Genomic DNA, 12,659 nt, shown 5'->3' with positions numbered 1-12,659 from the left:
ACACCACAAGGCACGCGGCCTGTAGAGGCGGCGCGCACTTGCAGAAATTTTGAGGTGCTTGGAGAGGCGGCCTGGGTAAGGCCGCCGAATCTTCAGCGAGTTGTTGCCAGTTCCTGTTGGACACTGGCGACAGTACGAGGCCAAGGTTTACCAGCCTGAACCTTCGCTGGCAAGGCCTTGATGGCAGTAACGGCTGCATCGCGGTTGGCGAAACTACCGTAAGTGATGACGTAAAGCGGCTTGCCGTTGAGCACTTTCTTGAAGTAGCGGTACTCACCGCCTTGCTCTTTGACGAAACTTTGCGCGGCCGATTCGGAGCTGGTGCCGAGGATCTGCACCACGTAGTTGCCCGGTGCCTGGCCTGCGTACCAGCTGCCGCCAGTGGCTTTGGCTACGGTAGCCGGCTTCTCGGCAGGTTTGGCCACGACGGCCGGCTTGGCGGGCGCTGGAGCCGGTTTGGCCGCAGGTGCAGGCGCTGGCTTGGCCACAGGCGCTACAGGCTTGGCGGTCGCGACTTGAGTCGGCGCAGGTGTCGGCTTGGCGGCCGGTGTCGGCGCTGGACCCGCTGGAACACCTGTCGGCGGCGCGGTGGTGGTCACGGTCGGCGGAGTAGCGCTGGAACCTTCGACGGGTACGCCGTCATCGCCTTCGGTAATGCCACCCGCCGCTTCGGCCAACGGACCACGCATCACCGGCTGCGAATTACCGACCAGCGGTAATGGCATCGGTTGCGAGTTACCGGCGAATTCCACGGCGGGAGCGCCTGCGCTGTTAGGTTTTGGCGTGCCCTGGCCCAGCGGCAGTTGCGCCTGCTCGTTGGCCGGCGCGCCGGTGGTCGGTGCTTTGCTGCGACCCGGCATCAACCAGGCGGCGGCTACCGCGACCACGACAACGGCGGAAATCGCCAATACGTGTTTCTTCGGCATGTTGAACCCCATACTTGGACGCTTGACCGCTGAGCGGCTGGCAATCATGGCTTCGATCATTGCATCGCGGGCGACCTGGTTGATGTTGCCAGGCCAACCGTCGGAGCTTTCGTGAATATCAGAGATCTGATCCGCGGTGAAAAGTTCGATTCCCCGACCGGCGCCTTCGAGACGCTGATCCAGATATTCGCGGGTTTCTTCTTCGGTGTAGGGCTGCAATTCGATGACGTGAAAACGCTCTTCCTCGAGGTTCAGCGCTTCAAGTTGAGCAATCAGCGAGGACTCGCCGAACAGGAACACATGCGGACGACCTTCCGGTGCACCGGCAGCCAGAGCCAGCAACGCTTCCAGTGCGGACTCATCGAGTTGCTCGGCGTCATCCACCAGCAAATAGACTTCCTGCCCCGTGAGCGCAAGCTGCACCACTTGAGCCAGGATCGCACCGATCTCGGCCTGGGCAATATTCAGTGCCTGGGCCACTTGATTCAGCACGCCAGCCGCATCGCCAGCACCACGGGCGGAAACCACCACGCTCTGCACTGACTGCTTGTTGGTACTGGCCACCAGGGCCTGTCGCAACAGGGTTTTGCCGCTGCCTTGCGGGCCGGTGACCACCAGCAGCAGCTGACTGTAACGAGCCAGGTGGTGCAGCTGTCCCAGCACCGGTTTGCGCTGGGCCGGGAAGAATTTGAAGCCAGGCACCCGTGGAGCGAAAGGGTCATGACTTAACTGGTAGTGGCCGAGGAAAGCCTCGTCGGCATGCAAACTAGTCATCGGGATCTTATTAACCTTTAAGCTGAGCCAGGGCGCGGTAATCCGCTCCCAGCGTGGCCTGTAAAACCTCTTTCGGATAATCGTCGGTCACTACCGCTTCGCCCATGTGGCGCAGCAGCACCAGGCGCAAACGACCGTCGATCACTTTCTTGTCAATTGACATGTGTTCGAGAAAATCGGCTTCGGTCATCTCTTGCGGCGGGATGACCGGCAGGCCCGCACGCTGGAACAGGCGAATACCGCGATCACGCTCCTGCTCACTGATCCAGCCCAGGCGCGCGGACATTTCCAGAGCCATTACGGTGCCAGCAGCGACTGCTTCACCGTGTAGCCAGACACCATAGCCCATATGGGTTTCGATCGCGTGGCCGAAGGTGTGGCCGAGGTTCAGCGTGGCGCGCACACCGGTTTCTTTTTCGTCGGCGCCGACCACTGCAGCCTTGGCCGCACAGGAGCGCTCAATGGCATAAGTCAGGGCAGCCTGGTCCAGCGCTCGCAGCCGATCGACGTTGTCTTCGAGCCAGGTCAGGAACGGCTCGTCACAGATCAGCCCGTACTTGATGACTTCCGCCAGCCCGGCAGACAGTTCGCGGGCCGGCAGGGTGTTGAGGGTGGCGGTATCGATCAGCACCACGTTGGGCTGATAGAAGGCGCCGACCATGTTCTTGCCCAACGGGTGATTGATCCCGGTCTTGCCGCCCACCGAGGAATCGACTTGCGACAGCAACGTGGTTGGCACCTGGATGAAATCGACACCACGCTGGTAACAGGCGGCAGCGAAACCGGCCATGTCACCGATCACCCCGCCACCGAGGGCGATCACCGTGGTGCGGCGATCGTGCCGCGCGGTCAGCAGACCGTCGAAAATCAGCTGCAGGGTTTCCCAGGTCTTGAAGGCCTCTCCGTCGGGCAACACCACGGAAATCACCGAGAACTGCGCGAGACTGCGGGTCAGACGCTCCAGGTAGAGCGGCGCAACAGTCTCGTTGGAGATGATCGCCACCTGCCGCCCGCGGATATGCGGGGCCAGCAACTCAGGCTGATCCAACAGACCTTCGCCAATATGAATCGGGTAGCTGCGCTCGCCTAGATCAACCTTGAGTGTCTGCATGTGTCCCCACAGTGAAGATGGAATCAGGCATCCTGCCTTGAGTTTACGAATTCCACGGAGTCTGCTGGTGTGACGCCGTTCGGTAGCCATCCGCCACAACCTTGAGCGGCTGCGACAGGACGCCGAGGATAGCGCATTTTGCGCCACGCATTAACGGGGCGGTAGCTGCTGCAGGCGCTCGAGAATGTCGAGCACTACCATCCGCGGAGGCCGCTCATCGGTTTCCACCACCAGGTCGGCAATTTCCCGATACAGCGGATCACGGATCGCCAGCAAGTCCCGCAGGGTCTTGGCCGGATCGGCGGTGCGCAACAATGGCCGATTGCGGTCGCGAGCCGTTCGGCCGACCTGCTGCTCGACAGACGCATGCAGATAGACCACCCGACCTCCGGCGTGCAGCGCCCGGCGATTGGCCTCGCGCATCACCGCTCCGCCACCGGTCGCCAACACCACGCCGTCGGACGCGCACAGCTCGGCAATCATCGCCTGCTCGCGGTCACGAAAGCCTGGTTCGCCTTCCTTATCGAAAATCCACGGGATATTGGCGCCCGTGCGCAATTCAATTTCCTTATCGGAATCTTTGAACGGCAGGCGCAGCTCTTTGGCCAGCAACCGGCCGATGGTGCTTTTACCAGCCCCCATCGGTCCAACAAGAATCAAATTTCGCACAGAATCAATGACTCACAGCAATCGCCTGATTGTTCATGATACGCGGAGTGAGAAACACCAGCAGCTCGGATTTTTTCTCCGAGACCACGTCACGCCGGAAAAGGCGGCCAAGATACGGCACATCGCCGAGAAATGGCACCTTATCTACAACCTTGCTCTGAGTATTTGAGAAAACCCCACCAATGACGATGGTCTCGCCGTCGTTGACCAATACCTTGGCGTTGACCTCGTTTTTCTTGATCGGTGGTACGTCCTGCACTTTGTTCAGGTAGTCCGGTTCGTCCTTGGTGACCTTGACCTCCATGATGATGCGGTTGTCCGGGGTGATTTGCGGCGTCACTTCCAGAGACAGCGAAGCCTCCTTGAACGACACCGAGGTGGCGCCGCTGGAGCTGGCTTCCTGGTAGGGAATCTCGGTGCCCTTGAGGATTTTCGCGGTTTCCTTGTCGGACGTGACCACCTTGGGCTGCGAGACGATTTCCCCGTTACCGGTTTTTTCCATGGCCGTCAGCTCAAGGTCCAGCAGCACATTGTCGGTGATGAATGCGATGCCGATCCCCGAGGTATTGGCCGAGGTCCCCAGGTCGACGAACGGTGAGTTGGTGCTGGTACTGCCCGGTGTGCCGGCGGTGGTCGAAGAGCCGTTGACCCCGGATGTGTTCCAGTTCCCCTTTTGCGCCGAACCACCCCAGCGCACGCCAAGGCTTTTGTCGTAATCGACGTTGGCTTCGACGATGCGTGCCTCGATCATCACCTGGCGCACCGGAATATCCAGTTGCGCCACGATGCGACGCAGTTCGTCGAGGCGATCCTGAGTCTGATAGACAATGATGTTATTGGTTCGCTCGTCAACAGTGATCGAGCCACGCTCATCGGTTTTTGCGTCGGCACTAGTCACCGACTTGAACAGCTCTGCGATGTCCTTGGCCTTGGCGTAGTTGACCTGCAGCAGCTCACGACGCAGCGGCGCCAGTTCCGCAATCTGTTTTTGTGACTCCAACTCTTGCCGCTCACGTGAGGCGATTTCAGAGGCGGGCGCCACAAGGAGCACGTTACCGATCTTGCGCTTGTCTAAATCTTTAGTTTTCAGCACCAGGTCCAGTGCCTGGTCCCACGGCACGTTCTGCAGTCGCAACGTAATACCGCCCTGCACCGTATCGCTGGCCACCAGATTGAGGTTGGTGAAATCGGCGATCAATTGCAGCACCGAGCGCACATCGATGTCCTGAAAGTTCAGCGAGAGCTTTTCACCGCTGTAGGCAAAACGCTCGGCGTTGCGTTTCTGCAAGTCATCGACCGTCATCGGGCGGATGCTGACCGTCAGTTTGTTATCGGTCTGATAGGTCGAATAATCGAAGGCGCCGCTGGGCTCGATACTGATGATGGCCCGGTCGCCCGTGGCGCTGGCGTTGACGAACTGCACCGGGGTAGCGAAATCCTTGACGTCCAGACGTACGCGCAACCGTTCAGGCAATTGAGTCTTGGTGAAACCGACGACGATCTTGCCATCGCGCTCCTGGATGTCCGGGGCAATGGACGGATCCGACAAATCGATAACCACATTGCCTTCACCCTGGGTGCCACGCTGGAAATCCACGCCACGGATGGCCTTGCCCACGGGAGCACTGGCTCTGGCGGGTGCGGGTACCGCAGTGGCCGCGCGCGGTGCGCTGGCAATCGGTTTGGACGCCTTGCTACCGGCCGCCTGCCCGACGACCACAAACAGGTTGTTGCCTTCAACACGTGCGTTATACGGAGTCAGCTGAGTCAGACTGATGATCAACCGCGTGCGGTCCTTGGCTTCCACCACGGTGGCGCTGCGGGCATTGCCGCCGCCCAGGTCTCGGCTCTTGCTCGCCAGCTGGCTGGTAACCCCCGGCAGGTCCAGCGCAATCCGCGCAGGCTGCTCAGTCGTATAGCCATGAGGCTGCGGCGGCGGCCCGTCGAACGACAACTTCAGTTCGACACGGTCACCAGGCAGCGCGGCGACATCCAGCGCTTTGAGGTTGGCCGCCTGTACCAACGGCGACAGAAACGCTATCCATAGCGAAATACCGAAGGTTGAGAAAATCCTGTTCATTGTTCGAGTTCCACTATGAGTGCTCTTTCAAAGGGATGGTTCGCGGCCGCTCCAGCCAGGCGCCTTCGCCGTCGGGAACGATTTCGACCACATCGACTTGCGAAGCGCTGATGGCGACGATCCGCCCATCATTACGTCCCAGGTAATCGCCGACTTTCAGCCGATGCACTCCGCCCGCCCCACGCAGCAGCGCAAAGGAGCCCGAGGCATTGGAGATGGTGCCGACCATTTCAAATTGCTCGATGTTGAAGCCTTCGAGGAATTGCTTGACCCGGTTGGGATCGGGTTTGACGTTGCGCGAGCCGTGCTTCTGACCGGCCAGATCGACTCTGACTTGCCGGGAAAACGGGCTGCGCAGGCTGGCAGCGTTGTAGGTGAATGTCGGATAAGACTGGAACGTCGGCGTTGGTTCAATTTTTCCGGGCGCACGCAGACGCACTTCGTTCAGGTACGCGTCGATGTCGCTGAACCCATTGTCGCCACCACAACCGGCCAGGACGACCAGGCACATAACCATCGACAGGCAACGAATCGGGCTCATTTCTGCAACCCCTTGTCGTTGTAGCGGTAGGTCTTGGCAAGGATGCTCATGCGCAACTTCGGACCGCCATCGGGATTGGCCGGCACCAGGTCAAAGTCATGCAGGGTGACGATTCGCGGCAACCCCGCCACGCCGCTGACGAACGTGGCCAGGTCGTGATAAGCGCCGGTGACGGTGATCTGTATAGGGAGTTCGATGTAGAACTGCTGGGTGACCTCCGGCAGCAGCTTGATCTCTTCGAACTCCAGGCCGCTGCCCAGACCGGCGCGGGTGATGTCCTCCAGCAGTCCGGGCACTTCGGTGTCGCTGGGCAATTGCCGTAATAACATGCCGAAGGAGTTCTCCATTTCCTTCATCTGCTGGGTGTACAGCTCCAGATTGGCCGCCATGTGGGCTTTGGTCGCAAACTGCTCCTTGAGCGTGGACTCTTCCTCGCGCTTGACGTCCAGGTGGCTTTGCAGGTCGCTGATCAAGAAGCTGTAGCCCATGGCCAGCACCAGAACCATGAGCAAAGCACTCGCCAGGGCCTTGATCGCCGGTGGCCAGGACCCCATGTTGTTGGTGTCCAGATCGTTGATGTCGATCTGACGCAACCCCTCGAACCATTCGGACGGCCTCATTTAGCCCCCCCCCACAATGGCCGGCTGAGTCTGACGGACGGTCAACTGGAATACATTGGCCTGATCCAGCTGACCGGCAGTGGTCGCTTTGACTTCCGTGAGATTGGGCGCCTCGAACCAGTCGGACGCATCAAGATTGCGCATCAAATCCGAAACACGATTGTTGGACTCCGCCGCGCCGGTGATGGACAAGGTTTTGCCGACCATTTTCACTTCGGTGAAATACACACCGTCCGGCAAGGTACGCGCCAACTGATCGAAAATCCTCCCGCTGATCGGCCGGTTACCTTGCAGGTCCTGGATGATGCGCATGCGCTCGACGAGTTGCTGGCGACGGGCCTTCAGGTCGCTGATCTGTTTGATCCGCTCATCAACCACGGCAATCTGCCTGGCAATGTAATCGTTACGGGCAACTTGCCGATCAATGGCGCCGTTAATGATCTGGTCCGTGATCAGCAGCGCCCCGACCGATCCCACCAGCACACCGACCAATGCCAGTAAAAAGCGTTTGCGACGCGCTTCGCGCAACTCTTCACGCCAGGGTAATAGATTGATCCGTGCCATCAGTCGAAACTCCTGAGGGCCAGCCCGCAGGCGATCATCAGTGCCGGCGCATCGCTGGCCAGGGCACTGGCGTTGACCTTGCTGCCAAGAGTCATGTTGGAGAATGGATTGGCAACCTGGGTCGGTGTACCCAGGCGCTGCTCGATCAACCGGTCCAGCCCGGGGACCGAGGCGGTGCCGCCGGCAAGGAGGATGTGATCGACCGAGCTGTACTGGCCGGAGGCAAAGAAAAACTGCAACGAACGCGACACCTGTTGCACCAACGCATCACGAAACGGCTGCAAGACTTCATTGACGTAATCATCCGGCAGACCGCCCTGCTTCTTCGCCAGCCCCGCCTGCTCGACCGTCAGGCCATAACGGCGCTGGATTTCTTCTGTCAGTTGACGACCGCCGAACAATTGTTCGCGGGTATAGATGATCCGCCCATTGTTCAGCACGCTCAGGGTGGTCATGGTGGCGCCGATATCGACCACCGCCACGGTCAGATGCTCCTGAGAGGCGGCCAGCTGGGTTGCCAGCAGGCCGAACGATCGCTCCAGGGCATAGGCTTCGACATCGACCACTCGCGCGGTCAACCCGGCCAGGGCCAGGGCCGCCTCACGAACCTCGACGTTTTCCTTGCGACAGGCGGCCAGCAGCACATTGACCCGCTCGGGGTTGCGCGCCGATGCGCCCTGCACTTCGAAATCGATCGCGACTTCATCCAATGGATAAGGGATGTACTGATCGGCCTCGATCTTCAGCTGATTTTCCATCTCGTCGTCGGAAAGACCGGCGTCCATCTCGATGGTCTTGGTGATCACCGCCGAACCGGCGACAGCCACGGCGACGTTCCTGAGGCTGGTTTTGGCCTTGAGCAGCACGCGCGCAAGAGCCTGCCCCACGCCTTCGAGCTCGGCGATATTCTTTTCGACCACGGCACTGGCGGGCAGCGGCTCGACCGCATAGGCCTCGACCCGGTAACGGTCGCCCTGGCGGCTTAACTCCAGCAGCTTCACCGACGTGGAGCTGATGTCGATCCCCAAAAGCGCACTGGTTTTTTTATTGAAGAGTCCTAGCACTACCAATTCCCTATGACTATCCGTGAGTTACGGACTCTGTAATATCCATTGCGTTCAATACCCCCCGTCTTGACAGAAGCGCAAATGACGCTCCAGGCGGAAAAATGCTTATAATGCCGAGCGTTTTTCCGCTTTCACTGCAAGCGCGGGTCATTCTCTGTATAGCCTGAACCCTGATGCCTAATTCATTCTTTGCCCTGGATATCCAAAAGCCTTGATTCGTCTGCTGAAATTTTTCGGTTGGTCCATCGTCGCCGTTTTCTGCGGACTGCTCCTGGGTCTGAGTGGCGCCTTTCTTTACCTTAGCCCTGGATTGCCATCCGTGGAGGCGCTGAGAAGTATTCAGTTGCAGATTCCTTTGCGGGTGTACAGCAGCGACAACAAATTGATCGCAGAATTTGGCGAAATGCGCCGCACGCCAATCCGTTTCGCCGACATTCCGCCCAATTTCATCAATGCGTTACTAAGTGCTGAAGACGATAATTTCGCCAACCACTACGGCGTCGATCCCAGCAGCCTGATGCGTGCCGCCACCCAACTGGTGAAGAGCGGACACATTCAGTCCGGCGGCAGCACCATCACCATGCAGGTGGCGAAGAACTTCTTCCTGACCAGCGAACGCAGCTTCTCGCGCAAGACCACCGAAATCCTCCTGGCCCTGCAGATCGAACGGCAGTTGACCAAGGACGAAATCCTCGAGCTGTACGTCAACAAGATTTATCTGGGCAACCGCGCCTATGGCATCGAGGCGGCGGCGCAGGTCTATTACGGCAAGTCGATCCGTGACGTCAGCCTGGCGCAGATGGCGATGATCGCCGGCCTGCCAAAAGCCCCGTCGCGCTTCAACCCGCTGGCCAACCCGGCCCGCAGCAAGGAACGTCGCGACTGGATCCTGGGGCGCATGTACAAGCTCGGCAAGATCACCGAAGCCGACTACACCGCGGCGATCAACGAGCCGCTGAACGCCAGTTACCATGTGCCGACCCCGGAAGTGAACGCACCGTACGTCGCCGAAATGGCCCGTGCCGAAATGGTCGGCCGCTATGGCAGCGATGCGTACACCGAAGGCTTCCGCGTCACCACTACGGTGCCGAGCGATTTGCAGGAAATGGCCAACACCGCGATTCACGAAGGTTTGATGACCTACGATCAACGGCACGGATATCGCGGCCCCGAGTCCCGCCTGCCGGGTAAAACCCGAGAAGCCTGGACCCTGGAACTGACCAAGCAGCGGACCATCAGCAGCCTGGAACCGGCGATCGTGACCCAGGTCGACAAGAACGGTGTGCAGGTGTTGACCCGCACCGGCGAAGAACACGTCGCCTGGGACACCATGAAGTGGGCCCGTCCCTTCCTGAACACCAACAGCATGGGCGCCAATCCGAAGCAGCCGTCGGATGTCGCCCAGGTCGGTGATCTGATTCGCGTGCAACGTCAGCCGGACAACTCGCTCAAATTCAGCCAGATTCCGCAGGCCCAAGGCGCACTGGTTTCCCTCGATCCGCAGAACGGTGCCATTCGTTCGCTGGTCGGCGGTTTCGCCTTCGAGCAGAGCAATTACAACCGCGCCATGCAGGCCAAGCGCCAGCCGGGCTCGAGCTTCAAGCCGTTCGTCTATAGTGCCGCCCTGGATAACGGCTACACCGCCTCCAGCCTGGTGAACGACGCACCGATCGTGTTCGTCGACGAATACCTGGACAAGGTCTGGCGCCCGAAGAACGACACCAACACGTTCCTGGGCCCGATCCGCATGCGTGAAGCGCTCTACAAGTCGCGCAACCTGGTGTCTATCCGCCTGCTGCAAGCGCTGGGCGTCGACCGCACCATCGACTACATCAGCAAGTTCGGTTTCAACAAGCAGGACCTGCCACGCAACCTGTCCCTGGCACTGGGCACCGCGACCCTGACACCAATGGAAATCGCTACTGGCTGGAGCACTTTCGCCAACGGCGGCTACAAAATCAGCCCGTACATCATCGACAAGATCGAAAGCCGTAATGGCGACACGCTGTTCGTCGCCAATCCGCCGAGCGTTCCAAAAGGCAACGTAGTCAGCGACGGCATCGCCATTCCGGCCGCCAATACCTTCACGGTCAACGCCATCCCAGGCGAAGCGCCGGGCGCCCAGCCAGTGTCACAAGCGCCAGCGGTGGCCGAACGTATCATCGATGGTCGCACCACCTACATCCTCAACAGCATGCTCGAGGACGTGATCAAACTCGGTACCGGCCGTCGCGCGCTGGCCTTGGGCCGCAGTGACATCGCGGGCAAGACCGGCACCACCAACGAGTCCAAGGACGCCTGGTTCTCCGGCTACAACGCCGATTACGTGACCACCGTCTGGACCGGCTTCGACCAACCGGAAAGCCTGGGCAAACGCGAGTTCGGCGGCACCGTCGCCCTGCCGATCTGGATGAACTACATGGGCGCCGCCCTCAAAGGCAAGCCGCCTCATACCCAGCCGGAACCGGAAGGCATCCTCAGTCTGCGGGTCGACCCGGTCAGCGGCCGTGCAGCCACCCCAAGCACCCCTGGCGCCTACTTCGAACTGTTCAAGGCCGAAGATACGCCACCGTCAGTCAACGAGCTGGGTAACGGCAATGCGCCAGGCAGCCCGCTGCCTGCGGATGAGGCGGCGCCGATCGATTTGTTCTGATCGTCGCACACCAAAAAGCCCCGCCTTCGAAAGAAGTGCGGGGCTTTTTTATGTCTGCCGGTTATGCGTTGAATGACCCGGCGCTTCGCGGGCAAGCCCGCTCCCACAGGGATCTCGGTGATTCGTAACCCCTGAAAGCGCCACGGAATCTTGTGGGAGCGGGCTTGCCCGCGAAGGCCCCCTGACAAACGATGCAAATCTCTCAGATACAAAAAAGCCCCGACTCAGAATGAGCCGGGGCCTTTGCTTGAAGCGTTACAACGACTTAGCCGTTGAACACATCATCCACGCTTTTGAGCGGGTAGTTCTTCGGATACGGCAGGGTCGCCACGCCGGTCTCGATTGCGGCCTTGGCCACGGCATCGGAGATCAGGGTGATCAGACGAGCATCCATTGGTTTCGGGATGATGTACTCACGACCGAATTCCAGCTTGATGCCGCCGTAGGCGTCGCACACTTCCTGAGGCACTGGCAGTTTGGCCAGTTCACGCAGGGCGTTGGCGGCAGCCACTTTCATTTCTTCGTTGATGCGCTTGGCGCGAACGTCCAGGGCACCACGGAAGATGAATGGGAAGCCCAGTACGTTGTTGACCTGGTTCGGGTAGTCCGAACGGCCGGTGGCCATGATCACGTCGTTGCGAGTGGCGTGCGCCAGTTCCGGGGAGATTTCCGGATCCGGGTTCGAGCATGCGAACACGATCGGGTTGGCCGCCATGGACTTCAGGCCTTCAGCGCTCAGCAGGTTCGGACCGGACAGGCCAACGAATACGTCAGCGCCTTCCAGTGCGTCAGCCAGGGTGCGCTTGTCGGTCGCGTGAGCGAAGACGGCCTTGTACTGGTTCAGGTCGTCACGGCCGGAGTGGATCACACCGGTACGGTCAACCATGTAGATGTTTTCGATGTTGGCGCCCATGCTCACCAGCAATTTCATGCAGGAGATGGCGGCAGCACCGGCGCCCAGGCAGACGATCTTGGCTTCCGGCAGGGTTTTACCGGCGATTTCCAGGGCGTTGATCATGCCGGCAGCGGTCACGATCGCAGTACCGTGCTGGTCATCGTGGAATACCGGAATGTCGCACTGCTCGATCAGAGCGCGCTCGATTTCAAAGCACTCAGGTGCCTTGATGTCTTCCAGGTTGATGCCACCGAAGGTGATGGAGATACGCTTGACGGTGTCGATGAAGGCTTGCGGGCTTTCGGAGTCGACTTCGATGTCGAACACGTCGATGCCGGCGAAGCGCTTGAACAGAACACCTTTACCTTCCATCACCGGCTTGGAAGCCAATGGACCGAGGTTACCCAGGCCCAGAATCGCGGTGCCATCGGAAATGACTGCAACCAGGTTGCCTTTGCCGGTGTATTTGTAGGCCAGTTCAGGATCGCGGGCGATTTCGCGTACTGGTTCGGCTACGCCGGGGCTGTAGGCCAGCGACAGGTCGCGGGCGGTAGCAGTGGCCTTGGTGAGCTCGACACTCAGCTTCCCTGGACGAGGATTGGCGTGATATTCGAGAGCGGCAGTTTTCAAATCAGACATGTGGGCATTCCGCTTTTTACTGTTGGACAGACGGACCGCCGAGGATACTCGTGTCGCAAAGTCCCCACAAGACTGACCAGTCACCCCTGTCAAGCGCCCTACTCTACGACTTTGGGCCAA

At 59.8% G+C, this 12,659-nt stretch carries 10 protein-coding genes; 1 reads left to right on the top strand and 9 read right to left on the bottom strand.

All coding sequences use genetic code 11. The annotated features are described in order from the left end of the window. Positions 1-92: 92 nt before the first annotated feature. From PSH64_RS02145 to PSH64_RS02110, 8 genes are all read right to left on the bottom strand, one after another. Positions 93-1,700: an AAA family ATPase gene (locus PSH64_RS02145; protein WP_305479792.1), complete on the bottom strand. Its 1,608-nt coding sequence runs from the start codon at positions 1,698-1,700 to the stop codon at positions 93-95. A gap of 10 nt (positions 1,701-1,710) precedes the next feature. Further along, positions 1,711-2,811, bottom strand: coding sequence for a 3-dehydroquinate synthase (gene aroB / locus PSH64_RS02140; protein WP_305479791.1), 1,101 nt, complete (start codon positions 2,809-2,811; stop codon positions 1,711-1,713). A gap of 150 nt (positions 2,812-2,961) precedes the next feature. Further along, positions 2,962-3,480 carry a shikimate kinase AroK gene (aroK, locus tag PSH64_RS02135; RefSeq protein ID WP_019581860.1) on the bottom strand — a complete coding sequence of 173 codons (519 nt, stop codon included), beginning with the start codon at positions 3,478-3,480 and terminating at the stop codon, positions 2,962-2,964. 4 nt (positions 3,481-3,484) lie between these two features. Continuing rightward, positions 3,485-5,560, bottom strand: coding sequence for a type IV pilus secretin PilQ (pilQ, locus tag PSH64_RS02130; RefSeq protein ID WP_305479790.1), 2,076 nt, complete (start codon positions 5,558-5,560; stop codon positions 3,485-3,487). Positions 5,561-5,573: 13 nt separating this feature from the next. Continuing rightward, a complete protein-coding gene (locus tag PSH64_RS02125) occupies positions 5,574-6,101 on the bottom strand; it encodes a pilus assembly protein PilP (RefSeq protein WP_105340581.1) in 528 nt (175 codons plus the stop codon). Continuing rightward, the gene (gene pilO, locus PSH64_RS02120; RefSeq protein ID WP_105340582.1) at positions 6,098-6,721 is read right to left on the bottom strand and encodes a type 4a pilus biogenesis protein PilO; all 624 of its coding nucleotides are present in this window, start codon (positions 6,719-6,721) and stop codon (positions 6,098-6,100) included. The genes PSH64_RS02125 and pilO overlap by 4 nt, the downstream gene beginning before the upstream one ends. After that, positions 6,722-7,285, bottom strand: a complete 564-nt coding sequence (locus PSH64_RS02115) for a PilN domain-containing protein (RefSeq protein WP_305479789.1) — start codon at positions 7,283-7,285, stop codon at positions 6,722-6,724. It abuts the gene before it with no gap. Further along, positions 7,285-8,349, bottom strand: coding sequence for a pilus assembly protein PilM (locus tag PSH64_RS02110; protein WP_305479788.1), 1,065 nt, complete (start codon positions 8,347-8,349; stop codon positions 7,285-7,287). The genes PSH64_RS02115 and PSH64_RS02110 overlap by 1 nt, the downstream gene beginning before the upstream one ends. 214 nt (positions 8,350-8,563) lie before the next feature. Here PSH64_RS02110 and PSH64_RS02105 point away from each other — a divergent pair, with 214 nt between their 5' ends. Further along, a complete protein-coding gene (locus PSH64_RS02105; protein WP_105340585.1) occupies positions 8,564-11,005 on the top strand; it encodes a penicillin-binding protein 1A in 2,442 nt (813 codons plus the stop codon). A 265-nt stretch (positions 11,006-11,270) separates the two neighbouring features. On the opposite strand, the gene PSH64_RS02100 is transcribed toward PSH64_RS02105, so the two are convergent. Next, positions 11,271-12,539: a malic enzyme-like NAD(P)-binding protein gene (locus PSH64_RS02100; RefSeq protein ID WP_018929144.1), complete on the bottom strand. Its 1,269-nt coding sequence runs from the start codon at positions 12,537-12,539 to the stop codon at positions 11,271-11,273. Positions 12,540-12,659 lie beyond the last annotated feature (120 nt).

Source organism: Pseudomonas sp. FP1742 (assembly GCF_030687145.1).
Lineage (GTDB): Bacteria > Pseudomonadota > Gammaproteobacteria > Pseudomonadales > Pseudomonadaceae > Aquipseudomonas > Aquipseudomonas frederiksbergensis_D.
Note: the sequence above shows the minus strand (reverse complement) of the source record. Positions and strands in the feature narration are given on the sequence as shown.

Excerpts from the sequence above, each read along its gene's own strand:
- PSH64_RS02145 (WP_305479792.1), bottom strand. The coding sequence starts at position 1,700 with ATGACTAGTTTGCATGCCGACGAGGCTTTCCTCGGCCACTACCAGTTA.
- aroB (WP_305479791.1), bottom strand. The coding sequence starts at position 2,811 with ATGCAGACACTCAAGGTTGATCTAGGCGAGCGCAGCTACCCGATTCAT.
- pilQ (WP_305479790.1), bottom strand. The coding sequence starts at position 5,560 with ATGAACAGGATTTTCTCAACCTTCGGTATTTCGCTATGGATAGCGTTT.
- PSH64_RS02125 (WP_105340581.1), bottom strand. The coding sequence starts at position 6,101 with ATGAGCCCGATTCGTTGCCTGTCGATGGTTATGTGCCTGGTCGTCCTG.
- pilO (WP_105340582.1), bottom strand. The coding sequence starts at position 6,721 with ATGAGGCCGTCCGAATGGTTCGAGGGGTTGCGTCAGATCGACATCAAC.
- PSH64_RS02115 (WP_305479789.1), bottom strand. The coding sequence starts at position 7,285 with ATGGCACGGATCAATCTATTACCCTGGCGTGAAGAGTTGCGCGAAGCG.
- PSH64_RS02100 (WP_018929144.1), bottom strand. The coding sequence starts at position 12,539 with ATGTCTGATTTGAAAACTGCCGCTCTCGAATATCACGCCAATCCTCGT.